The 22,652-nt window shown below is 67.4% G+C and carries 28 protein-coding genes; 21 read left to right on the forward strand and 7 right to left on the reverse strand.

All coding sequences use genetic code 11. The features are described from left to right. Positions 1-44: 44 nt before the first annotated feature. The 3 genes from ABLE38_RS04995 to cobS all read right to left on the reverse strand — a co-directional run bounded on the left by ABLE38_RS04995 (position 45) and on the right by cobS (position 2,518). Positions 45-944 carry an SPFH domain-containing protein gene (locus ABLE38_RS04995; RefSeq protein WP_348973053.1) on the reverse strand — a complete coding sequence of 300 codons (900 nt, stop codon included), beginning with the start codon at positions 942-944 and terminating at the stop codon, positions 45-47. Positions 945-1,316: 372 nt separating this feature from the next. Then, positions 1,317-1,517 carry a hypothetical protein gene (locus tag ABLE38_RS05000; RefSeq protein WP_348973054.1) on the reverse strand — a complete coding sequence of 67 codons (201 nt, stop codon included), beginning with the start codon at positions 1,515-1,517 and terminating at the stop codon, positions 1,317-1,319. Beyond that, the gene (gene cobS / locus ABLE38_RS05005) at positions 1,514-2,518 is read right to left on the reverse strand and encodes a cobaltochelatase subunit CobS (RefSeq protein WP_348973055.1); all 1,005 of its coding nucleotides are present in this window, start codon (positions 2,516-2,518) and stop codon (positions 1,514-1,516) included. Before cobS ends, ABLE38_RS05000 begins: the two co-directional genes overlap by 4 nt. Before the next feature lie 182 nt (positions 2,519-2,700). Here cobS and ABLE38_RS05010 point away from each other — a divergent pair, with 182 nt between their 5' ends. Continuing rightward, positions 2,701-3,357 (forward strand): hypothetical protein, encoded by a 657-nt coding sequence (locus tag ABLE38_RS05010; protein WP_348973056.1) that lies wholly within the window; start codon positions 2,701-2,703, stop codon positions 3,355-3,357. A 273-nt stretch (positions 3,358-3,630) separates the two neighbouring features. Here ABLE38_RS05010 and ABLE38_RS05015 read toward each other — a convergent pair whose 3' ends face one another. After that, the gene (locus ABLE38_RS05015; protein ID WP_348973057.1) at positions 3,631-4,245 is read right to left on the reverse strand and encodes a helix-turn-helix domain-containing protein; all 615 of its coding nucleotides are present in this window, start codon (positions 4,243-4,245) and stop codon (positions 3,631-3,633) included. 158 nt (positions 4,246-4,403) lie between these two features. Between ABLE38_RS05015 and ABLE38_RS05020 the strand changes: the two genes are divergently transcribed. Genes ABLE38_RS05020 through ABLE38_RS05055 form a run of 8 tightly spaced genes read left to right on the forward strand, consistent with a single transcriptional unit; the run spans position 4,404 to position 8,962 of the window. Beyond that, the gene (locus tag ABLE38_RS05020) at positions 4,404-5,096 is read left to right on the forward strand and encodes a DUF899 family protein (RefSeq protein WP_348973058.1); all 693 of its coding nucleotides are present in this window, start codon (positions 4,404-4,406) and stop codon (positions 5,094-5,096) included. Positions 5,097-5,113: 17 nt separating this feature from the next. Next, positions 5,114-5,554, forward strand: coding sequence for a VOC family protein (locus ABLE38_RS05025; RefSeq protein WP_348973059.1), 441 nt, complete (start codon positions 5,114-5,116; stop codon positions 5,552-5,554). Next, positions 5,541-5,942, forward strand: a complete 402-nt coding sequence (locus ABLE38_RS05030) for a DoxX family protein (RefSeq protein WP_348973060.1) — start codon at positions 5,541-5,543, stop codon at positions 5,940-5,942. The genes ABLE38_RS05025 and ABLE38_RS05030 overlap by 14 nt, the downstream gene beginning before the upstream one ends. A 46-nt stretch (positions 5,943-5,988) precedes the next feature. Next, entirely contained in the window at positions 5,989-6,468 is a 480-nt protein-coding gene (locus ABLE38_RS05035) for a VOC family protein (RefSeq protein ID WP_348973061.1), read from the forward strand. An 11-nt stretch (positions 6,469-6,479) separates the two neighbouring features. After that, a complete protein-coding gene (locus ABLE38_RS05040; RefSeq protein ID WP_348973062.1) occupies positions 6,480-7,133 on the forward strand; it encodes a glutathione S-transferase family protein in 654 nt (217 codons plus the stop codon). A 16-nt stretch (positions 7,134-7,149) separates the two neighbouring features. Then, on the forward strand, positions 7,150-7,506 hold the full coding sequence (locus ABLE38_RS05045; protein ID WP_348973063.1) for a DUF1428 domain-containing protein: 357 nt from the start codon (positions 7,150-7,152) through the stop codon (positions 7,504-7,506). After that, positions 7,503-8,291: a VOC family protein gene (locus ABLE38_RS05050; protein ID WP_348973064.1), complete on the forward strand. Its 789-nt coding sequence runs from the start codon at positions 7,503-7,505 to the stop codon at positions 8,289-8,291. The genes ABLE38_RS05045 and ABLE38_RS05050 overlap by 4 nt, the downstream gene beginning before the upstream one ends. An 11-nt stretch (positions 8,292-8,302) precedes the next feature. Next, the gene (locus ABLE38_RS05055; protein WP_348973065.1) at positions 8,303-8,962 is read left to right on the forward strand and encodes a dihydrofolate reductase family protein; all 660 of its coding nucleotides are present in this window, start codon (positions 8,303-8,305) and stop codon (positions 8,960-8,962) included. A gap of 7 nt (positions 8,963-8,969) precedes the next feature. Here the strand turns inward: ABLE38_RS05055 and ABLE38_RS05060 are convergent, their stop codons facing one another. Next, on the reverse strand, positions 8,970-9,584 hold the full coding sequence (locus ABLE38_RS05060) for a J domain-containing protein (protein ID WP_348973066.1): 615 nt from the start codon (positions 9,582-9,584) through the stop codon (positions 8,970-8,972). Between the two features lie 36 nt (positions 9,585-9,620). Here ABLE38_RS05060 and ABLE38_RS05065 point away from each other — a divergent pair, with 36 nt between their 5' ends. The 5 genes from ABLE38_RS05065 to ABLE38_RS05085 all read left to right on the forward strand — a co-directional run bounded on the left by ABLE38_RS05065 (position 9,621) and on the right by ABLE38_RS05085 (position 12,725). Continuing rightward, positions 9,621-9,905 (forward strand): BolA family protein, encoded by a 285-nt coding sequence (locus ABLE38_RS05065; protein ID WP_348973067.1) that lies wholly within the window; start codon positions 9,621-9,623, stop codon positions 9,903-9,905. Between the two features lies 1 nt (position 9,906). Further along, positions 9,907-10,605: a glutathione S-transferase gene (locus tag ABLE38_RS05070; protein ID WP_348973068.1), complete on the forward strand. Its 699-nt coding sequence runs from the start codon at positions 9,907-9,909 to the stop codon at positions 10,603-10,605. A 93-nt stretch (positions 10,606-10,698) separates the two neighbouring features. Then, entirely contained in the window at positions 10,699-11,598 is a 900-nt protein-coding gene (locus ABLE38_RS05075) for a pirin family protein (protein WP_348973069.1), read from the forward strand. A 43-nt stretch (positions 11,599-11,641) separates the two neighbouring features. Continuing rightward, on the forward strand, positions 11,642-11,764 hold the full coding sequence (locus tag ABLE38_RS05080; RefSeq protein WP_348973070.1) for a hypothetical protein: 123 nt from the start codon (positions 11,642-11,644) through the stop codon (positions 11,762-11,764). 73 nt (positions 11,765-11,837) lie between these two features. Continuing rightward, positions 11,838-12,725, forward strand: coding sequence for an alpha/beta hydrolase (locus ABLE38_RS05085; RefSeq protein ID WP_348973071.1), 888 nt, complete (start codon positions 11,838-11,840; stop codon positions 12,723-12,725). Between the two features lie 220 nt (positions 12,726-12,945). On the opposite strand, the gene ABLE38_RS05090 is transcribed toward ABLE38_RS05085, so the two are convergent. Together ABLE38_RS05090 and ABLE38_RS05095 are read right to left on the reverse strand one after the other, a co-directional pair. Then, a complete protein-coding gene (locus ABLE38_RS05090; RefSeq protein ID WP_348973072.1) occupies positions 12,946-13,323 on the reverse strand; it encodes a DUF6157 family protein in 378 nt (125 codons plus the stop codon). Next, positions 13,320-14,405 (reverse strand): DUF2332 domain-containing protein, encoded by a 1,086-nt coding sequence (locus ABLE38_RS05095; protein WP_348973073.1) that lies wholly within the window; start codon positions 14,403-14,405, stop codon positions 13,320-13,322. The genes ABLE38_RS05090 and ABLE38_RS05095 overlap by 4 nt, the downstream gene beginning before the upstream one ends. 63 nt (positions 14,406-14,468) lie before the next feature. On the opposite strand from ABLE38_RS05095, the gene hisG reads away from it, so the two are divergent. From hisG to ABLE38_RS05130, 7 genes are all read left to right on the forward strand, one after another. Beyond that, on the forward strand, positions 14,469-15,122 hold the full coding sequence (gene hisG / locus ABLE38_RS05100) for an ATP phosphoribosyltransferase (RefSeq protein ID WP_348973074.1): 654 nt from the start codon (positions 14,469-14,471) through the stop codon (positions 15,120-15,122). Between the two features lie 16 nt (positions 15,123-15,138). Further along, on the forward strand, positions 15,139-16,431 hold the full coding sequence (gene hisD / locus ABLE38_RS05105) for a histidinol dehydrogenase (RefSeq protein WP_348973075.1): 1,293 nt from the start codon (positions 15,139-15,141) through the stop codon (positions 16,429-16,431). Next, positions 16,431-16,820, forward strand: coding sequence for a hypothetical protein (locus ABLE38_RS05110; RefSeq protein WP_348973076.1), 390 nt, complete (start codon positions 16,431-16,433; stop codon positions 16,818-16,820). The genes hisD and ABLE38_RS05110 overlap by 1 nt, the downstream gene beginning before the upstream one ends. 159 nt (positions 16,821-16,979) lie before the next feature. Continuing rightward, a complete protein-coding gene (gene nusB, locus ABLE38_RS05115) occupies positions 16,980-17,441 on the forward strand; it encodes a transcription antitermination factor NusB (RefSeq protein ID WP_348973077.1) in 462 nt (153 codons plus the stop codon). A 181-nt stretch (positions 17,442-17,622) separates the two neighbouring features. After that, positions 17,623-18,462, forward strand: a complete 840-nt coding sequence (gene thiL, locus ABLE38_RS05120; RefSeq protein WP_348973078.1) for a thiamine-phosphate kinase — start codon at positions 17,623-17,625, stop codon at positions 18,460-18,462. A gap of 110 nt (positions 18,463-18,572) precedes the next feature. Then, positions 18,573-20,750, forward strand: coding sequence for a sodium-translocating pyrophosphatase (locus tag ABLE38_RS05125; protein ID WP_348973079.1), 2,178 nt, complete (start codon positions 18,573-18,575; stop codon positions 20,748-20,750). Between the two features lie 418 nt (positions 20,751-21,168). Then, positions 21,169-22,575, forward strand: a complete 1,407-nt coding sequence (locus ABLE38_RS05130) for a hypothetical protein (RefSeq protein WP_348973080.1) — start codon at positions 21,169-21,171, stop codon at positions 22,573-22,575. The last annotated feature ends 77 nt before the right edge of the window (positions 22,576-22,652 follow it).

Genomic DNA, 22,652 nt, shown 5'->3' on the forward strand with positions numbered 1-22,652 from the left:
CACAAGGAAAGCCGCCCCGAACCACCGTCCGGGGCGGATTTGCCTCACTTCACGTCGAGGAACGGCATCGGTGCGGCGCCGCCGGTATAGGTCGGCAGCACCCCGTTCCACTTCTCCACCGCGCGCAGCTTGACGATCTCCGGGTTGGTGCGGATCGCTTCCGCCTCGACCTGGATCGCCTTGGCGTCGCCCTGCGCCTTGGCGACGCGTGCCTCGGCATCGGCCGTGGCGGTGGCGACATTCGCCTGGGCCGCCAGCGCCGCCTGCTCGTTGGCGATCTTGGCGTTGATCTGCGACAGCACCGCCGGCGGCACGACGATGTTGCCCGCCCAGTAGATCTGCTCGACCTGCAGCCCCACCGGCTCGAAGAACTTCTCCACCCGCGCCTGCGCCGTCGCGATCAGTTCGGCCTTGTGGCTGCCATAGATCTCCTCGACGCCCAGCTGCGCCGCCCGCTCGACGATCGCGTTGCGGATCGCATTGCGCAGCGGCCCGGCGATGATCGCGTCCATGTCGGTGCGGTAGCGCTGGAACAGGATCGAGGCGCGCGCCGGATCGACATGGTAGGAGACCGCGACGTCTGCCTTGAGGGAAAGGCCGTTCTTGTCCTGGAAGTTGAAGCTCTCGTCGGTCGTGTTCTGCTCGGTGGTCGAGCCCGTCCAGGTATAGGTGCGGGTGAACACCGGATATTCGTAGATGTGCGTCCCCGGCGGGGCGAAATACCAGCCGACCGGCAGCGAGTTGGGCGAGACGCCGCCGGCGATGTTGTTGACGCGGATGCCGACCTGGCCGGGCTGGACGCGGGCGAAGCTGCTCATCGCCGTCCAGGCCAGAACAACCGCCACCACCCCCAGGCCAATGCGACGGCCGATATGGCCGCCACGCACCACGCGGCCCATGGTGCGTCCGATCGCCTCGGCGGGATTTTCCGTTTCATATGCCACCTGTTCATCTCCCTTCGGGGGAAGTCCGCCCCCTCGGTCGTTCGGCGCGGACGGCCAGATGCCGCCCCGCGCAGGGCCGAACGCGGCCGAGCTCGCTCGACGCGGGAATTCGATCGGGATGGGTGGGTCGGGCGGATGCGGGCTTCCCGAGGGAAGGGCGCAGGCGGGGCGACACAGCGGCAGCCAAATCGCGTGCGGTCCTCGAAAATGGACCGACACAATCCGAAAGCTCATGCCAACGTCGCTAACCCTGCTCCTTCAAATCATCCGAACGCCAGCGAATCTACGCTTCCCATTGCGGCTCGCAAGCGGGCTCGTTCTGCAATCGCAGCGAGTCCAGTTGCAATTTATGCAACAGACCCGGCCCCTGCCCTAGGTTTTGCGCAATCGCCGGAGCAGCGCGCGCCAGCCACGCGGATGCGCTGGCTCGGGCTCGGTCTTTCCGACGCCCATCCGCGCATGCACCAGGTCCTTCAGATAGGCATATTCATCGCCGGTGATCGGCCCGCCCTCGCCCCCGCGCGCCGTCCAGCGGCGGGGTTCGAGCGGATCATCATCGGCGGGGTCGCTCAAGCCTTGGCGACCACGCTTTCGGGCAGGTCCTTGCCGAACACGCGCTGATAATATTCGGCCACCTGCGCGCGCTCCGCTTCGTCGCACTTGTTGAGGAAGCTCAGCCGGAACGCGAAGCCGACATCCTTGAAGATCTCGGTGTTCTGCGCCCAGGTGATCACCGTGCGGGGCGACATCACGGTGGAAATGTCGCCGGCGACGAAGCCCTTGCGGGTGAGATCCGCCACGCGGACCATGTTCTCGACCAGCTCCTTGCCGCCCGGCTTGTCGAAATCGCCCGACTTGGCGAGAACGATCTGCGCCTCGACCGCGGCGGGGAGATAGTTGAGCGTCACCACGATGTTCCAGCGGTCCATCTGGCCCTGGTTGATCTGCTGGGTGCCGTGATAGAGCCCGCTGGTGTCGCCCAGGCCCACGGTGTTCGCGGTGGCGAACAGGCGGAAATAGGGGTTGGGGCGGATCACGCGGTTCTGGTCGAGCAGGGTCAGCTTGCCCTCGGTCTCGAGCACGCGCTGGATCACGAACATCACGTCCGGGCGGCCCGCATCATATTCGTCGAAGACGAGCGCGGTCGGGGTCTGCAGCGCCCAGGGCAGCAGGCCCTCGCGGAACTCGGTGACCTGCTGGCCGTCCTTGAGCACGATCGCATCGCGGCCGATCAGGTCGATGCGGCTGATATGCGCGTCGAGATTGATGCGGATGCACGGCCAGTTGAGGCGCGCCGCGACCTGCTCGATATGCGTCGACTTGCCGGTGCCGTGATAGCCCTGGACCATCACACGGCGATTATACGCAAAGCCCGCCAGGATCGCGAGCGTGGTATCGGCATCGAAGACATATGCCGGATCCAGGTCGGGCACGCGCTCGTCCGCCTCGCTGAACGCCGGCACTTCAAGGTCGCTGTCGATCCCGAACAGGTCGCGCACCTTCACCATCTTGTCGGGCGCTTCGAGGATCGTGGTTTCCCGGCTGTCGGGCTGGGTGTTGGGAATATCGGCCATCGTCTTCGGATCCTTCCGTCGCGAGAGCGACTAGAAGCTCCCGTGCCGCACTGCAACGGGGATCGCATCAAAACTGCCGATGCGACGAACCGTTGCAGGCTCTTCCCTCGAATCGGCTTTCATGGGATCATGACGTCAAAGCAACGGTCGCGCGTACACCACCGATTCTCCTGGGGAAGACGATGAACGGGAAGCTGTTGTTCCTGGCGCTGCTCGCGCCGCTCACGGCATGCGACTGGGGCCAGCAGCCTCCCCCGCCGCCGCGCCGTCCCCCGCCCGTGGTGGTGCGCCCGATCGATCGCGAGCCCGACTGGCTCGTCGCCGTCCCCGATTGCCAGGGCAGCCTGCGCCGCGGCCAATGGCTGGTCTGCGACAACAAGGGATTGAACTGGCTGCATCGCACGCTCGCCACGCAATGGGCCGAGGACCGCCAGGGCGCGACCCGGCAGCAGCTCTGGATACAGCGCCAGCAGCTCCAGGCGCTGGCCAGCGAGCGCGACGCCTGCGAGACCGCCGAATGCGTCGCCACTGCCTATCGCCGCTATCTGCGCGGGCCGCAGCGCTGGACGCCCGAGCCCGAATGGCGCCCCGCCCCGCCGCGGCCGCGGCCGGTCTATCACCGGGTGCGCGAGAAGCGCTGGAACTGGCGCGACGACGGCCCGAGCTGCGCCTCGAAGATCGGCTTCCAGCGCGCCTCGCTGCTCGCGCGGCAATGTTCGGTGGTCAATCCCGACGGCCAGTGCGGCCCGCAGCGCAAGTGCGAGACGTTGAAGACGATGATCCTCGACGGCTGCTGGGACATGGGCGATCGCAAGCCGGGCTTCTGCGGCCGGACCTAGGGGCGGCTCCCCGCTCCCCGCGGCGCTCCAACAGCGCGCACGGAAGCGAATCATCAAAGGTCACAAAGGCCGCACCAATGGCGATTTTTCGGCGCGCCTATTTTCCCTGTTTTGCCGGAAATTGCGTTCATCTCGCAACATTCTTACGCAGTCGCGATCCTATCTTTCCTACAGAGTCAAAGAGCGGCCGGGTTGCTGGCCCGGCGGGTGAGCCAAGCAGGCGAAATCCTACATTGCAAGATGCGTCTCCCCTCCCTTGCAGGGAGGGGAATGTCAGTCATTCTCGAACCGCGGCAGGCCGAACAGGTCGACGAAGCGCTGGCCGGCGGCGAGGTCGCCGGTCACCGCCACGCGCCCCTCGCGGATCGACTCGGTGAGCGGCAGCGGGCCGTAGAAGGTCGCAGCGAGCAGCGTCGGCACGCCTTCGAAGATCACGTCCGCGCCCGCCGGGTCGCGCCGCTCGATGACCAGCCCGCCATCGACGATCGCCGCGCGGAACGGCTCGCCGCCGACGCGGAACCCCAGGTCGACCGACAGGCCGCGCGCCGGCTCGCGCGCGATCATCGTCTTCAAGGAGAGCATGAAGGCGCCGTTGCTAAGCGGCAGCGTGACGTCATGCGCGGGGGAGCCCGCCGCCCAGCGGCTGAGCGCGAAGATCGGCTCCTCGAGCTGGGCGCCCCAGCGGGTGAGTTCATAGACCTGCGCATTGGCCGGCGAGGGCAGCTGGCGGCGGCGCAGGATGCCGCCCTTCTCCAGCCCCTCGAGCCGCTGGGTGAGGATATTGGCGCTGAGCCCCTCGAGCGCGCCGCGGATTTCGCCAAAACGGCGCGGGCCGAGCAGCAGCTCGCGCACGATCAGCAGCGACCAGCGCTCCCCGATCAGGTCCATCGCCAGCGCGGTGCCGCAGGCGTCCTGATACCAGCGGCGAGCCTTTACGAAATCCGAGTTAGTTATTTTTTGTGACTCCATGGTTGCTTTTAATAACTCAGTCAGGCATCAGGATCAAGAAAGCGATTCGTGAAGGCACCAAACCGGAGGTTTAACCGATGGCACTGGCTCCCGCAGAGGAACTGGCCGCACGCGAGACGGTGCGCTGGCCGGGTGAGTCCGAGGAATATCGCGCGGCGCGCACCGCGCTGCTCGCCGAGGAGATCGCGCTGCGCCGCCACCTCGAGTCGGTCGCCGAGCAGCGCCGCGCACTGCCGCCCGGCCCCGAAGTGACGCGCGACTATAGCTTCGAGGGCGAGAACGGCGCGGTTCATTTCGCCGACTTGTTCGGCGCGCATGATACGCTGGTGGTCTACACCTACATGTTCGGCCCGCAGCGCGAGCGCCCCTGCCCGATGTGCACCGCACTGCTCTCGGCCTGGGACGGCGAGGCGCTCGACATCCAGCAGCGCGTCGCCCTGGCGGTGATCGCGCGCTCCTCGATCGCCAAGCTGATTGCCTTCAAGGCCGAGCGCGGCTGGCAGCATCTGCCGCTCTATTCGGACGCCAGCCAGGATTTCAGCCGCGACTATGGCGCGATCGCGCCCGATGGCGGCGACATCCCGCAGTTCATGGTCTTCACGCGGCGGGACGGGACGATCCGCCTGTTCTGGGCCGGCGAGATGGGCCCCGACAGCGCCGATCCCGGCCAGGACCCGCGCGGCGCGCCCGACCTGATGCCGCTGTGGACCATCCTCGATTCAACCCCGGAGGGCCGTGGTACAAACTGGTACCCGTCGCTCAACTATTGATCCCCAGGAGAGAAACGATGCCCCAGATGATCTTCGTCAACCTGCCCGTCAGCGACGTGGCCAAGTCGACCGCCTTCTACGAAGCGATCGGCTGCACCCAGGACCTGCGCTTCAGCAACGAGCAGGCATCGTCGATGCAGCTCAGCGACACGATCGTGTTCATGCTGCTGTCGAAGGACTTCTTCCAGACCTTCACCCCCAAGCCCATCGCCGATGCGCACAGCGTCACCGAGGCGCTGATCTGCATCTCGCGCGACAGCCGCGAAGCGGTGGATGCGATCGTCGAGGCCGCGGGCAAGGCCGGCGGCAAGGCCGATATCCGCGAGAAGCAGGACATGGGCTTCATGTACGGCCGCAGCTTCGAGGATCCGGACGGCCATATCTTCGAGCCGATGTTCATGGACCTGGACGCCGCGATGGCTTCCTTCCCCGAGGGTCCGGCGCATGAGCCGGCCTGAGCCCGTGCGGCGCGACCGCATCATCGGCTGGGTGCTGAGCGGGCTGGTCCTGCTGTTCCTGGCGATGGATGCGGGCGGCAAGCTGTTCGCCCCGGCGATGATGATCGCCAACAGCCCGCCGCTGGGCCTGGCGCCCGATGCGAGCGTGTACCGCGAGCTGGGCGCGATCCTGGCGGTGTGCGGCCTGCTCTATGCCTATCCGCGCACCGCGGTACTCGGCGCGATCCTGCTCACCGGATATCTGGGTGGCGCCATCGCAATGCACTTTCGCGTAGGCAACCCGTTGTTCAGCCATACGCTGTTCGGCGTTTATCTGGGCGTGATCGCTTGGGGCGGGCTGTGGTTCCGCGATCCCCGCGTCCGCGTGCTGATCCCGATCGCCGGCTGAAAGCCGAAAGGGTCAAGAGACCCGAAGAGTCCAAAGGAGAGGACCGATGGCAGACAAGATCACCACCGTATTGTGGTTCGACCATGTGGCCGAGGAGGCCGCCAATTTCTACGTCTCGCTGCTGCCCGACAGCCATGTCGGCAAGGTGTTCCGCGCGCCGGGCGACAACCCCAGCAGCAAGGAAGGCGCGGCGCTGGTCGTTGAGTTCACGCTCGCCGGGAGGAGCTATGCCGGCCTCAACGGCGGGCCCAATTTCAAGCCGAACGAGAGCGTCTCCTTCCAGATACTGACCGAGGACCAGGAAGAGACCGACCGGCTGTGGAACGCGATCGTCGGCAATGGCGGCCAGGAATCTATGTGCGGCTGGTGCAAGGACAAATGGGGCTTCAACTGGCAGATCACCCCGCGCCGGCTGATCGAGATAAACTTCGGCGACGATCCCGATGCCGCACGCCGCGGCTTCGAAGCGATGATGACGATGAAGAAGATCGACATCGCCAGGATCGAAGCCGCGGCGAAGGGCTGAGGAGAAGGACGATGGCTGTCGAGATCACGGCGCTCAACTGGGTGCCCGACTTCGCCCGCGGCTATGTCCGCGACTTGCGGCCGCGCTGGGCCTGCGAGGAGATCGGGCTGCCCTATACCACCCGGCTGATCAGCCCGGTCCCGCCCAAGCCGGACTGGTATTTCGACGAGCAGCCCTGGGGCCAGGTGCCGGTGCTGCACGACGGCGACGTCCAGCTGTTCGAGAGCGGCGCGATCCTGCTCCATATCGCCGAGAAGGACATCCGGCTGCTGTCGCGCGACCCGCAGCAGCGCGCGACCAGCATCGCCTGGGTGTTCGCGGCGCTGAACAGCGTCGAGCCGGGGCTGTTCGAGCTGGGAAACGTCACGCTCTTCTCGAAGGACGCCGAATGGGCGAAGCTGCGCCGGCCGAGCCTGATGGAGGATATCGGCAGGAAGCTCGACCGCCTCGTCGATGCGCTGGGCGACCGCGCGTGGCTGGGCGATGCCTTCAGCGTCGCCGACATCGCGATGGTGACGGTGCTGCGCAACGCCGACAAGAGCGAGCTGCTCCGCGCCCGCCCCACCCTGGCCGCCTATGTCGAGCGCGGCATGGCGCGACCGGCGTTCGAGCGCGCGATGGCGGCGCAACTCGCCGATTTTCAACCGGAGCCAGCAGCGGCCTGAACCGAGGGAGAGTGCAATGACCTATATGGACGGGTTCGTCGCGCCGGCGCGCGACCGGGATGCCTATCTCAAGATGGCCGCCAAGGCCGCGCCGATCTTCCTCGAGCATGGCGCGCTACGCGTGGTCGAGGGCTGGGGCAATGACGTGCCGCATGGCAAGGTCACCGATTTCTACAAGGCGCTCCAGGCGGAAGAGGGCGAGACGCCCGTCTTCTCCTTCGTGATCTGGCCCGACAAGGCGACCCGCGATGCCGGCTGGCAAAAGGTGATGGCCGACGAGCGGATGAAGCCCGACGGCGAGATGCCGTTCGACGGCAAGCGCATGTTCTGGGGCGGCTTCGAGACGATTGTCGATACGGGAGAGAGCAAGTGAGCAACGCGCATGGAAGCTTCATCTGGTACGAGCTGCTGACTGCCGATGCCGGCAAGGCCAAGGCATTCTACGACTCGGTGGTCGGCTGGAACATCGATGCCGAGCCCGCGCCGGGCGGCATGGACTATCGCATGATCAACGCGCCCGATGGGGCAGCGGGCGGCGTGATGCAGCTCAATGCCGACATGATCGCGGGCGGCGCCAGGCCGGTGTGGCTGGGCTATATCGGCGTCGACGACGTCGATGTCTCGGTCGCCGCGGTGGTAGAAGCCGGCGGGCAGGTCCACCTCCCCGCCTTCGACATTCCGGGCGTCGGCCGCCTCGCGATGGTCGCCGATCCGCAGGGCGTGCCCTTCTACGTGATGCGCGGCGCGACCGGGGGGGCGAGCAGCACCGCCTATCAGCGCATGGGCTTCGGCCACGTCAGCTGGAACGAGCTGCGCACCTCCGACGATGCGGCGGCGCTCGATTTCTACGGCAAGCTGTTCAACATCACCGCGGCGGGATCGATGCCGATGGGCGAGCTGGGCGACTATACCTTCATCGCCAATGGCGACAGCAAGGGCGAGGCGGTCGGCGCGGTGATGAAGGCGCCGCCGGGCGCGCCTGCCGGCTGGGGATTCTATTTCCGCGTGCCCGACATCACCGAAGCGCAGGCGAAGGTCCAGGCAGCCGGCGGCAAGGTGACGATGGGCCCGCACCAGGTGCCCGGCGGCGAATGGGTGATCCACATCACCGATCCCGAGGGCGTGATCTGCGGGCTCGTCTCGCCGAGCAAGAACTGAGGAGCGGCACGATGCGCAAGCTTACCGGCGCCGCCTTCGTATCGCTCGACGGCGTGATGCAGGCCCCGGGCGGGCCGAGCGAGGACTGGACCCAGGGCTTCCCGTTCGGCGGCTGGATGTTCCCGCTCGGCGACGAGTCGGTCGACCAGGCGATCGGGGGGCTGTTCGACCAGCCCTTCGACCTGCTGCTCGGACGCAAGACCTACGAGATCTTCGCCGCCTACTGGCCCTATGCCGATCCCGATTTCCCGATCACCAAGGCGTTCAACCAGACGACCAAGCATGTGCTCACGCATAGCGACGCGCCGCTCGACTGGGAGCACAGCCACCGCGTCGCGACGATCGAGGGCGTCGCCGAGGTGAAGGCGAGCGCGGGGCCGGACCTGGTCATCCAGGGCAGCTCGACGCTCTATCCCCAGCTGCTCGCCGCGGGGCTGATCGACCGGCTGATCGTGATGACCTTCCCGGTGATCCTCGGCCAGGGCAAGCGGCTGTTCGGTGCGGGCACGCCGCCGCGCACCCTCACGCTGACCGATCACAAGCTCGGCTCGAAGGGCGTGATGGTCGCAAGCTACGAGCCGGCCGGCGAGGTCGTCACCGGCAGCTTCGGCAGCCAGGAGCCGAGCGAACGCGAAAAGGCACGGCAGGCGCGGATGCAGCGCGAGGGCTAGGTCCGTGCTAGGCGAAGGCGGGTGACGATTTGAGGTGCTGATACGCCTCGATCACCCGCTGCAGCCGCCCTTCATGGCTGCGGTCGCCGCCGTTGCGGTCGGGATGGTATTTGCGCACCAGCTCCGAATAGCGCTTGCGCAGCATCGTCCGGTCGGCGTCGATCGCCAGGTCGAGTATCTTCAGCGCCTCGCGGTCCTGCCCCGACAGCGGCTTGCCGTCCTTGCGCTCGGCGCGGTCCTTCATCCGGTCGCGGAAGCGCGCGTTGATCGCATCGAGCGGGTCGGCGAAATCGGCCCAGCGCGGCGGACGGTCGGCGCCGCCGGTTGCGTTGAACGCGCGCGTCTCGCGCTCCCAGCCGGCATAGGGCCGCTGGGCGTCGTGGATCTCGTCCGGGCTCATTCCCTGGAAGAAGTTGTACCCCGAATTGAACGCGCGGACGTGATCGAGGCACAGCCAGCGATATTCGCCCGGCCCGTCATAGCCGGCGCGCGCGTGCCCGGCCGGCGCGCGGAACTCGCCCGGCTCGTTGCAGCCCGGCTCCGCGCACAGCCGTCCCGGCGCCTCCACCCGGCCGTGGAACCGCGCATTCGGCCTGTCCTTCTTGGGCTGGCTCTCAGCCACGTGACCTCCCTTGAGCAAACGGGCTATATAGGCGCGATGACCGACACTGCCAGCGGCGGACTCGCCGACATTATCGCCGCCCGTCTCACCGCCGCGCTCGCTCCGGCGCATCTCGAGGTGATCAACGACAGCCACCACCATTCGGGGCACCTCGGCGACGACGGCACCGGCGAATCGCACTGGACCGTCGTGGTCGAGAGCGGGGCCTTTCAGGGCCTGTCGCGCGTTCAACGCCAGCGGATGATCAACACAGCACTTGCCGACCTGCTCGTCTCGCGCATCCACGCGCTGGCGATCCGGGCCCGGGCACCGGGAGAGTAGCATGCCGTACAAGCTCTGGTACTGGGCCGAAATCCAGGGCCGGGGCGAATTCGTCCGGCTGCCGATGGAAGCTGCCGGCATCGCCTATGTCGATATCGCCCGCGAGCAGGGCAGCAAGGCGCTGATCGCCGACATGAAGGCGCGGGCAGACCGCCCGCCCTTCGCCCCGCCCTATCTCGACACCGGCAAGTGCGTGCTCTCGCAGGTCGCCAACATCCTGCTCTGGCTCGGCGACCGCCACGGCCTGGCGCCCGACGATGCTGCGACGCGCTACTGGCTCCACGAAGTCCAGCTCACCGTCAGCGACTTCGTGGCGGAGGTGCACCAGGTCCACCACCCCGTCGGCGTCGCGCTCTACTACGAGGACCAGAAGGCCGAGGCGAAGCGCTTCGCCGAGGAGTTCCGCGAGGAGCGCATGCCCAAGTTCCTCGGCTGGTTCGAGCGCTCGGTCGAGGGCGAGTGGCTGGCGGGCAATCGCTGGTCGTACGGCGACACCTCGATCTTCCAGCTGGTCGAGGGGCTGCGCTACATGTTCCCCCGGCGGATGGCCGCGATCGAGGGCGAATATCCCAGGCTGGTCGCGATCCGCGACCGGGTGGCGGCGCTGCCCGGGATCAAGGCCTATCTTGAGAGCCCGCGCCGCATCGCCTTCAACACCCAGGGCATCTTCCGCCACTATCCCGAGCTCGACGCCGACTGAATCGCCGCGCCAACCCGAAAGGGTAGGTTTCCAAACTGTGGCTGTCCGTCCCAGATGCCGCCGGCTATGCATCCGGTGCGACGAGAGGGCCCCATGACCGACGAGCTTTTCACCCAGATCATCACGCCGACCACGCACGATTTGGGCGGCTTCAGGGTCCACCGCACGCTGCCGTCCAAGCCGCGCACCATGGTGGGGCCGTTCATCTTCTTCGACCAGATGGGCCCGGCGCAGCTGAGCGTCGGCACCGGCATCGACGTGCGCCCGCATCCGCACATCAACCTCGCCACGGTCACCTATCTCTATGCCGGCGCGATCGACCACCGCGATTCGCTCGGCACCTTCGCCACGATCGAGCCGGGCGCAGTGAACCTGATGACCGCCGGCCACGGCATCGTCCATTCCGAGCGCTCGCCGAGCGCCGAGCGCGCCAAGGGCCCCGAGCTCTCCGGCATCCAGACCTGGCTCGCGCTGCCCGAGTCTATGGAAGAGATGAACCCCGCCTTCGAGCATGTCGGCGCCGCCGACCTGCCGATCGTCGAGACGCCGGGCGCGCGCGCCCGGGTGATCATGGGCGAGCTGTGGGGCGCGAAGGCGCCGACCACCACCTATGCCCAAACCATCTATGCCGACATCGCGCTCGACGAAGGCGGTGCGGTGCCGATCGACCCCTCGGCCGACGAGCGGGCGATCTACCTCGCCTATGGCGACGCCAGCATCGACGGCGTCGAGATGGAAGTCGCCACGCTCTACATCCTGCGCCCCGGCATCACCGCGATCCTGCGCTCCTCCGGCGGCGGCCGCGTCGCCTTGTGCGGCGGCGAGGATTTCGCCACGCCACGCCATGTCTGGTGGAACTTCGTCTCGTCGAGCCGCGACCGGATCAACCAGGCCAAGGAAGACTGGAAGGCGGGCAACTTCCCCAAGGTGCCGGGCGACGACAAGGAATTCATCCCGATCCCCGAAGTGCCCAAGACGGTGAGCTATCCCTAGCACCAAGCTCAGCGTCTGCCGGAGGAAGCAGCGCTTCGCCTCGATGCCCGAGGCGCTGGCGGCGATCCGCGCGGCGGGGATCACGCTGCGTCCCTATCGCTGCGACCGCTGCTTTCACTATCATTTGACCAGCCGGACCAAGGGCAAGCGGATGGTGCCGGAATGACGGCTATTGGGCAGGACACGCATTCCCATCCGCGCCGCGACCCTCTAGCCTCCCGCAAAACAGGAGAGGCGAGATGGCGGACTTCGAACTCCAGAGCATTGCCCTGCCCACCGGCGTGACGCTCAACGTCGCGCTGGCCGGCGATCCCGCCAATCCGCCGATCATGCTGCTCCACGGCTTTCCCGAATCGCACCGCACCTGGCGCGAGGTGATCCCGGCGCTCGCCCGCGACCATTATGTCATCGCGCCCGACCAGCGCGGCTTTGCCGGCTCGTCCAAGCCCGAAGGCGTGGAGAGCTACACGCCCGACAAGCCCGTTGCCGACCTGCTCGCGCTCGCCGACCATATCGGCATCGGGCCGTTCACCCTGGTCGGGCATGACTGGGGCGGCGCGATCGCCTGGATGGCGGCGCTGCAGAACCCGCAGCGCATCGCCCGGCTGATCATCGTCAACGCGCCGCACCCGCTCGTCTTCCAGCGCAGCCTGTTCGACGATTCCGCCCAGCGCGCCGCGAGCCAGTACATCACGGCCTTCCGCAACCCTGATTTCGAGAAGTTCATCGAGCGGATCGGGCTGGAGACCTTCTTCGACGAGAGCTTCGCCAAGCATGCCGATGCCGCGCTGCTCGCGCCGGAAAAGCCCGCCTATCTCGCCGAATGGGGCCAGCCCGGCACGATGACGACGATGCTCAACTGGTACCGCGCCAGCGCCGTCCAGGTGCCGGCGATGGACGCGACGCCCGAACGCCCCGCCTATCTCGACGCGCCCTTCCCGCCGATCACCCAGCCGACTTTGGTGATCTGGGGCATGCAGGACAGCGCGCTGCTGCCGATCCAGCTCGACGGGCTCGCCGCGCTGGTGCCCGACCTGACCGTCGTGAAGATCGCCAGCGCCGGGCATTTCGTGCCGTGGGAGAAGCCCGCGCTGGTGGCCGAGGCGATGCTGGAGTGGCTGGCCTAAAGTGAAGGGAGTCGGGGCAAATCGTTTCACTTTGCCCGTGCCGCCGACGCCGCGATCCGAAGCGGGGTCGAGTCGGGCTGGCCGTTCCATCGGGTGACGACAGCAGACGAAATCCTACATTGCAAGGCGGCCTTCATCCCGGCGAAAGCCGGGATCTCGTACGGCTCCTTTCCCGCGCCTTCGCCTGGGATCCCGGCTTTCGCCGGGATGACGCATAGGGCTACCGCGCGCGCCGCATCCCCGGAGCCTTCTTCACCGCGGGATCGTCGAGCAGCCGGCGATAGGCATCGCTCTCCATTCCCAGCAGCGCGATCCGGCCCTCGCCATCGTGGTGCACGCCCCAGCCGAACTGCTTGACCAGCGGCGAGGCGCGCAGGCAGGCCTGCGGCTTGGCGAAGAACGCGTCGCGGGCCTGGTCGCCGCCGCGCGCACGGTACGCCGCGAAGAGCAGGTCGTCGCTGGTCATCGCATAGGGCTCGCGCAGCAGCGCGTGCTGCACCGCCGCCACCGTGCCCGGCTTCTCCGGCACCGTGCCCGCCGACACCGGGCTGTCCGACGAGGCGGTGATCAGCGTGTCGCGATAGTTAGTCGATTTCACAGCACCACCTCGGCCGCGGCATCGAGGAGGATGCCCTGCTCGCTGGTCCGCTCGGCGCCCGGGCGCACCCAGGCGGCATGGGCGTGCGCGGTGGCGACCACCACGCGCGGGCCGCCACCGGGCCAGGTCCGCACGCTCACCACCTGCTCGCCGAGCGCGCGATCGGGCTCCATCGCCACCCAGGCGAGCGGGCGCTCGGCCGTCGCCCTCGCCCCCGCCGCTTCCATCGCGGCGCGGATGCGCGCGGTGCTGGCATCGGGCACATATTGCCAGACGACCGAGTGCATCAGCACCCGCGTCACGCCTGCGGCCTGGGGCTCGGCAAGCCGCGCCTCCATCCAGTCGGCGGCATCGGCGCGATCGAGCCGGACGCCGCGTTCGCGGATCATGCCGATCGCCCTTTGCAGCCGCCCGAGCCGCATCGGCGTCTCGGCCCAGACATAGGCGGAGAGCCGCGCCTCGACCGCCGGATCGGTGACGTCGAGCGGCTGGACGTCGCAACCGCGGGTCGAGACGATCTCGATCCCGGGCAGCACCGGCGGATCGCCGAGCCAGGCGGGCGCGATCGTCACCGGCGACGCGGCCGGACCGAATTCCACGCCGCCCAGATCGAAGCGATAGCGGTCGATCAGCAGGTTGAGGCCGCCGCTCGAGCCGATCTCGAGGATCTCCAGCTTCGGCCCGCAGCGCCGCGCGACCTCGAGCAGCCCGACGATCAGCGCACCCGAGCGGCCGGGCTCGTTGGTCTGGGGCGGGCCGTCGAGCCAGGGCAGCAGCGCCGCGTCGTGGCGCGCCAGCACCCGGTTGATCGCCGCGGCCGAGACCTGCCCCGCGAAGACTTCGGCCAGCTCGGCGTCCGCGTTCGCCAGCACCAGCGCATGCAGCCCGCCGATCAGCCGGAGCGGCAGCGCGTCGCGCGTCGGCTCGCCCGGCCAGTCGAGCACGCGCCGCCCGGTCTCGCTGCCGCGATCCAGCCCCTCGGCGATCGCCACGCAGAGTTCGGCATAGATCGGCGCGTCCATCTTGCGGCAATAGAATTCCTGGATCCGGAACGCGCCGCGATTGGTCTCTTCACTGGCCACAAGAATAGCTCCTTGGCGGCTCTGTTGCGCCTGCGGGGTGCCCCGAGTAAAGCCCCGGGCTCGATGACCGAACCGCTGATCCTTGCCGTCCCCAAGGGGCGCATCCTCGACGAGGCGCTGCCGCTGCTCGCCCGCGTCGGCATCATTCCCGAGCCCGACTTCGCGAACGAGGGTTCGCGGGCGCTGCGCTTCAAGACCAACACGCCGGCGATCGACCTGATCCGGGTGCGCGCGTTCGACGTGGCGACCTTCGTCGCGCACGGCGCCGCGCAGCTCGGCATCGTCGGCTCCGACGTGCTCGCCGAGTTCGACTATTCGGAGCTCTACGCCCCGGTCGACCTCGGCATCGGCCATTGCCGCATCTCGGTCGCCGAACCGGCCGACCTCGCCGAGCGCGACGATCCGCGCGGCTGGAGCCATGTCCGCGTCGCGACCAAATATCCGCACATCACCCGCGCCCATTTCGAGGCGCGTGGCGTGCAGGCCGAATGCGTCAAGCTCAACGGCGCGATGGAGCTCGCGCCGGTGCTGGGGCTGGCGCCGCGCATCGTCGACCTCGTCTCCTCGGGGCGCACGCTCAAGGAGAACGGCCTGGTCGAAGTCGAGGTGATCGCCGAGGTCAGCTCGCGGCTGGTGGTCAACCGCGCCGCGTTCAAGACGCGCGCGACCGAGGTGGTGCCGCTGGTCGACCTGTTCCGCAAGGCGGTGGCGGCGTGAGGGAAGGGCTTTCTCTATGATCCGCCTCAACGCCTCTGATTCCAACTTCACCGCGGCGTTCACCGAGCTGGTCAACGCCCGCCGCGAGGCCGACGAAGATGTCGCGCGCGACGTCACCGCGATGATCGCGCGCGTCCGCACCGAGGGCGACGCCGCGGTCAAGGACCTCACCCGGCGCTTCGACAAGTTCGACCTCGATGCCCAGGGCTGGAAGATCGACCGTGCCGATTGCCTCGCCGCCTGGGAAGGCCTGACGCCCGAGCTGCGCGACGCGCTCGAGCTCGCGGCCGAGCGGATCGCCACCTATCACGCCAAGCAGAAGCCCGAGGATCGCGACGAGATCGACGCGCAGGGCATAAGGCTGGGCGCGCGCTGGCGGGCGGTGGATGCGGCGGGCGTCTATGTCCCCGGCGGCCGCGCGGCCTATCCGAGCTCGGTGCTGATGAACGCGCTGCCCGCCCGCGCCGCGGGCGTCGGCCGGCTAGTGATGGTGACGCCGACGCCGAACGGGGAGATCAATCCGCTGGTGCTGGCCGCCGCGCACCTCGCCGGGGTCGACGAGATCTGGCGCGTCGGCGGGGCGCAGGCGATCGCCGCGCTCGCCTATGGCACCGAGAAGATCGCGCCGGTCGACGTGATCACCGGCCCCGGCAATGCCTGGGTGGCCGAGGCCAAGCGCCAGCTCTACGGCGTGGTCGGGATCGACATGGTCGCGGGTCCGAGCGAGATCGTGGTTGTTTGCGACAACAAGAACGAACCCGATTGGATCGCCGCCGACCTGCTCAGCCAGGCCGAGCACGACCCGACCAGCCAGTCGATCCTGTTCACCGACGATGCCGCGTTCGCCGACAAGGTCGCCGAGGCAGTCGAGCGCGCGCTGGCGAAGCTCGCCACCGAGCAGACCGCGCGGGCCAGCTGGGACGCGAACGGCGCGATCATCGTCGTGCCCGACCTCGTCGCCGCGATGCCCTTGGTCGATCGGCTCGCCCCCGAGCATCTCGAGCTGGCCTGCGACCGGGCCGAGGGGCTGTTCGACATGGTCCGCCACGCCGGATCGGTGTTCATCGGCCGCTACACGCCCGAAGCGGTGGGCGATTATGTCGCCGGGCCGAACCACGTTCTCCCCACCGGCCGCCGGGCGCGCTTCGCCTCGGGCCTGTCGGTGCTCGATTTCATGAAGCGCACCAGCTTCCTGGCGCTCGACCGGGAGGGGCTGGAGGCGATCGGCCCCGCCGCGGTGGCGCTGGCGCATGCCGAGGGCCTGCCGGCGCATGCGGAGTCGGTCGCGATCCGGCTGAGGAGCAAGTGATGCGGATTCCCGATCTCGACGAAGACGGCTGGTGCCTCGAAAGCGGGGTCGAGCGCCACGAGCTGCATCCCGAGAGCTTCCCGATCCCCGATGAAGCGGAACGCGCCGGCCTGGCCCCGGGCGACTTCGCCAAGCTGATCTTCGTGATCGCAGTCGAGGAAGACGACGAGCCGATCGTCGATCACATGTGGGTGGTCGTGCGCGAGGCGGCGGACGGCGGCTATTTCGGCCTTCTCGATAACGAGCCGGACATCGACGAGAATGACGAGTTCTGGCTCGGCACGGAGCTGCCGTTCGGGCCCGAGCATGTGATCGAAGTCCAGGCCGGCAATGCCGAGAGCCGCGACTATGCCGCGCGCACGCCGCTCCGGAGCTGGCCGCGGGGATAGATCCGTGATGCCGGCCTTGAGTCGGGATCCGCTTCTTCTTCGGTGGGCAAGACAGCGGGACCCTGGCTCAAGGCCGGGGTGACGACGGAAATGGATGTGTTCCGAACCTGGCGCGCCTAGCCCTTTGCCTTTGGCGCCGCACGCGACTATCTGCGCGCCATGCCTAGCCCTACCGCAAAGTCCCGTTCCAAGGCGCGTGCCGCCGCGCGCCTCGCCGCCGTGCAGGCGCTGTACCAGCTCGAGATGGAAACCGTGTCGATCCCGGCGCTGCTCCACGAGTTCCACAATCACCGCCTCGGCGCAGTGATCGAGGACGTCGAATATGCCGAGGCGGACATCGCCTTCTTCGACGACATCGTCGTCGGCGTCGATGCGCGCCGCGACGAGATCGACCGGATGATCGCCTCCAAGCTCGCTTCCGACTGGAGCATCGAGCGGCTCGACAAGCCGATGCGCCAGATCCTGCGCGCCGGCATCTACGAGCTGATGGCGCGCAAGGACGTGCCGGTCGGCGCCGCGATCAGCGAGTATCTCGACGTCACCGACGCCTTTTACGACCGCCGTGAAAAGGGCTTCGTCAACGGCATCCTCGACGCCGTGGCGAAGGAAGTGCGCGGTTGATTCCATTCCTCCCCGAGCTCCGCTCGGGGAGGGGGACCGCGACGCGCAGCGTCGTGGTGGAGGGGCCGTCGCGCCAGCGACGGTTGCCTTTGCCGCAGGCGATCCCCGCGCCCTTGGCGCGGCCCCTCCCATCCTGCGGATGGGCCCCCTCCCCGAGACAAGCTCGGGGAGGATTTCTGAGTTGAACGAAGCCGAGTTCATCGCCGCGCTGCGCACCCTGCCGCTCCATCCCGGGGCGGACGGGCTGCGCGACGACACCGCGACGCTGGCGATCGGCGGCGAGACGCTGGTCCTCACCCATGACGCGATCGCCGAGGGCGTGCACTATCGCCCCGGCACCGATCCGTTCGACATCGCCTGGAAGCTGGTCGCGGTGAACCTCTCGGACCTCGCCGCCAAGGGCGCCGAGCCGCTGGGCGTGCTGATCGGCGCGGTGCTGGTCGAAGGGGCCGAGCGCTTCGTCGAGGGGCTGCGCGCGATCCTCACCGAATATGACGTACCCCTGCTCGGCGGCGACACCATCTCGGTCCGCCCCGCCACCTTCGGCTGCACCGCGATCGGCCGCGCCGGCGCGCGGGTGCCGACGCGCGGCGGCGGCCAGCCCGGCGACGCGCTATGGGTCACCGGCCCGATCGGCGCCGCGATGCTCGGCTTCGAGAGCGGCAGCGGCACGGCCTATCTGCGCCCGCGCCCGCGCCTGGCCGACGGGCGGTCGCTTGCGCCGCACGTCCATGCGATGATGGACATCTCCGACGGGCTGCTGCTCGACGCCGCCCGCATGGCCGAGGCGAGCGGCTGCACCGCCGAGATCGCGCTGCAGAGCGTGCCGCTGGCCGCCGGCGCCGATCCGCTGCGCGCCGTCACCTGGGGCGACGATTACGAACTGCTGTTCGCCGCCCCTGCGGACTTCGCGCCGCCCGTGGCTGCCGCCCGGATCGGCCAGCTGGCCGCCAGGGGCCCCGCCCCGCTGCTCCTCGACGGCGCACCGCCGCAAATCCCGCTGGGCTACCAGCATCGCTGAGCGGCTTGCGCTAACGCGAACCCATCGATAGCCTCCCCATACCGGGCCCTCTAACATCCGGCACACAGACCGGCGCGGCTCGATATCCAATAGGGGAAGGGCTTGAACGCATGACGATTGTGTACATCGCCATAGCCTGCGGCGTGCTCGCAGTGCTCTATGGCTTGTTGACGAGCCAGCAGGTGCTGAGTGCGCCGGCAGGCAACGAGAAGATGCAGAGCATCGCCGCTGCCATCCAGGAAGGCGCCAAGGCCTATCTCGGCCGGCAATATATGACGATCGCCATTGTCGGCGTGATCGTCGCCGTGGTCCTGTTCTTCACGCTGGGCACGCTCTCGACGATCGGCTTCGTCGCCGGCGCGGTGCTGTCGGGCGTGGCCGGCTTTGTCGGCATGAACATCTCGGTGCGCGCCAATGTCCGCACCGCGGAGGCCGCGCGCGGCTCGCTGCAGGGTGGCCTGACGCTGGCGTTCCGCTCGGGCGCGATCACCGGCATGCTGGTGGCGGGCCTCGGCCTGCTCGCGATCTCCGTGCTGTTCTGGTACCTGGTCGGCGTCACCGGTGAGGCGCCCAACAGCCGCAAGGTGATCGAGGCGCTGACCGCCCTCGCCTTCGGCGCCTCGCTGATCTCGATCTTCGCCCGCCTCGGCGGCGGCATCTTCACCAAGGCCGCCGATGTCGGCGCCGACCTGGTCGGCAAGGTCGAGGCCGGCATCCCCGAGGACGATCCCCGCAACCCCGCCGTGATCGCGGACAATGTCGGCGACAATGTCGGCGACTGCGCCGGCATGGCCGCCGACCTGTTCGAAACCTATGTGGTGACGCTCGGCCTCACCATGGTCTCGATCGCGCTGCTGATGAAGAACCTCGACAGCGAGCTGCTGCTCAAGATGATGGCGCTGCCGCTGATCGTCGGCGGCGTGTGCATCGTCACTTCGATCATCGGCACCTACATGGTCCGGCTCGGCAAGAGCCAGTCGATCATGGGCGCGCTCTACAAGGGCTTCTGGACCACCGTGATCCTCTCGGCGATCGCGATCTATTTCGCCACCCAATATGTGCTGGGCGACCTCAACGCGGTGATCGGCGACTCGTCGGTCAACGCCAGCGCGCTGGTCCAGAGCGGTGCGGTCTCGCCCGAAGCGGTGGCGGGGCTGGTCGCCGCGCCGCAATTCACCGGCATGAGCCTGTTCATCTGCATGATGATCGGCCTGGCGGTGACCGGCCTGCTGGTGTGGATCACCGAATATTACACCGGCACCAACTATCGCCCGGTGAAGAGCATCGCCAAGGCATCGGTCACCGGCCACGGCACCAACGTCATCCAGGGCCTGGCGATCAGCCTGGAATCGACCGCGCTGCCGACGCTGGTGATCGTCGTCGCCGTGATCGCGACCTTCCAGATCGCCGGCATCATCGGGGTGGCCTTCGCCGCGACCTCGCTGCTGGCGCTCGCCGGCATGGTCGTCGCATTGGACGCCTATGGCCCGGTCACCGACAATGCCGGCGGCATCGCCGAGATGGCCGGCCTGCCCGACGAGGTGCGCCACAAGACCGACGCGCTCGACGCGGTGGGCAACACCACCAAGGCAGTGACCAAGGGCTATGCGATCGGCTCGGCCGCGCTCGCCGCACTCGTGCTGTTCGGCGCCTACACGACCGACCTCAAGGAGTTCTTCCCCGAGGTGCCGGTCGATTTCTCGCTGAGCAATCCATACGTCATCGTCGGGCTGCTGCTCGGCGCGCTGCTGCCCTATCTGTTCGGCGCCTTCGGCATGACCGCCGTCGGCCGCGCGGCGGGTTCGGTGGTCGAGGACGTCCGCGCGCAGTTCCGCGACGATCCGGGCATCATGGCCGGCACCAGCCGTCCCAACTATGCCCGCACGGTCGATATCGTCACCAAGGCGGCGATCAAGGAAATGATCATCCCGTCGCTGCTGCCGGTGCTCAGCCCGATCGCGATCTACTTCATCATCACCGCGGTGGCGGGCCAGGGCCAGGGCTTTGCCTGTGTCGGCGCGATGCTGCTCGGCGTGATCGTCTCCGGCCTGTTCGTGGCGATCTCGATGACCTCGGGCGGCGGCGCCTGGGACAATGCCAAGAAGTATATCGAGGACGGCAATTACGGCGGCAAGGGATCGGAAGCCCATAAGGCAGCCGTGACCGGCGACACCGTGGGCGATCCCTACAAGGATACCGCAGGCCCGGCCGTGAACCCGATGATCAAGATCACCAACATCGTCGCGCTGCTGCTGCTCGCGGCACTGGCAGCCCACGCCGCGGGCTGATCCTCTTTCCAAGTACAGAAAGTTCTGGCCTGCTCCGGCGCTTGTCGGGGCAGGCCTTTTTCTTTCCGTATCGCACCCGATACAAGACCTCGCGCCTTGGATTCTGGCTGCCATCCGTGATAGGGGCAATGTCGCCGGGCTTCCGCCCGGCAATCAGGGACGCCGGAGATGCATATCCGGCACCAAGAAGGAGTGTAGTTTATGTGTAACAGCATCTACTAGCTCTGAAAGCGATGTCGTGATCGAGCTGCGCGCTCGACCATTGACAGCAGCGCACTAAAAACCCGCTGCATTGATCATCCAACTTGAGCATCGCCCATCGTCCAAACTTGGGGATGCTTGTCGATCGGTCCGCCGGCCTCGAGCCGGCGGACAATTCACCCTTCCAGAGCCTTTGAACTTGTGCCTTATTGCAGGCATGATCGTCCGGGGGTGCTTTCCATTATTCGACACGCGCTTCATTTTGGAAGACTCGTCCGAAGACGCGCGTCCCGCACCGCGCTGGCTCTATGCCGAGCCGCCACCGCCGGTGGACTATGTTGGCCGATTGGGCCGCGTAGCCAAATGGATTCCGCCCCACCCCTATGCGCGTTGCACCGCGGCCGACCTCATCCAATTGTCGTTGCGTCCGGACGAAGAGGATCACGCGAAGCATTTCGCGATGCAGGTGGAGAAAATAGAAGTCGTTGCGGATCAGCATGGCCACGCCCGGCTGAGCGTCGAATTGAATCTTGAGGTACTGGGATCGGACCGCAGCCTTGCAGCGCTGGCCGATTCGGTCGCCACGGCCGATATCTCGGTTCGCCATCCCGAACGCAGGGGACAATATGATACGCTGGCTGGCGCCGCGAATATTCTCGCCGACCTCTACGCACGAGAGTCTGCCCGCACCGCACCGCCCCCGCGCGGCAGCTACCGTCCGGACTGGGTCATCGCCGGCCGGCCATTCCTGATCGTCGTCAACGATCGACGCGATTCGATCGAGTTTCCCGCCACCCTGCCGGAGGTAGCGACGCAGGGCGACAATAGTCGAATCCGTTTCTTTCCCTGGCGCCCCGACGACGACAACGGCTCCGCATTGCCAATCTGGTATCTCGAGGCGAGCCGCGGCGGCGCCGCCTGGCGTCTGCAAATCGAAGCCCTGGAAGACCTGACCGCCCATTACGAAGAATTATTTCTGTGCACCGAACTCCAGATACGCGGCGAGACGCAGCCAATGCCATTCGACGCGGCACTAGCAATGCACCGCAAACGGCTTTCCGGCACGCTGCGCCGGGAACGGCGCCATGGAGTCGATCTGCGCGCCGCTTCACGCATCCTGGCCGACTATGACAGCTCCATTCTCAAGCCCAGGGAAACCGAAAGCCTGGAACAGGCGCTCATTGCACGGGTAAACGCGCAAATTGCGGCGTATATCGGTCCACGCGGATTCGGAAATTCTCGAACAGGGGATATTCACATGACGGTCAACAACACTTTCACGGGCGGCAACAACGTCGTGAATTTCGGAATGATGGCGAACAACACCATCACCATGACCAATGAGATGCTTGCGACATCTCAGGCGGCGGGCGACCTGAAAGCCAAATTGACCGAACTTCGCGATCCCGTGATCAAAGCCGCCGAGGCATTGCCCGAGGCGGAAGCCAAGAACTTGCTCAAGGACTATGAGAACTTTGCGGACGCTGCGCTGCGCGAGAGCCCGCCCAAGCCTCTGGTGCAAGCGCAAGGCAACCAGCTGGTCGAAACCGCGAAGAAGGTTGCGGCCTTCGCCACTCCGGTCGCAACGATAGTCGCGGCAATCCTCAAGCTGGTTGCAGGCTGAATCTTCTGTCGTCGCAGCCATCGACCTAGAAGAATGGCACTCGGCTTCCCATGTTCGGGGAGGGGGCGGACTGCCGG

This window comes from Sphingomonas sp. KR3-1 (genome assembly GCF_040049295.1).
GTDB lineage: Bacteria > Pseudomonadota > Alphaproteobacteria > Sphingomonadales > Sphingomonadaceae > Sphingomonas.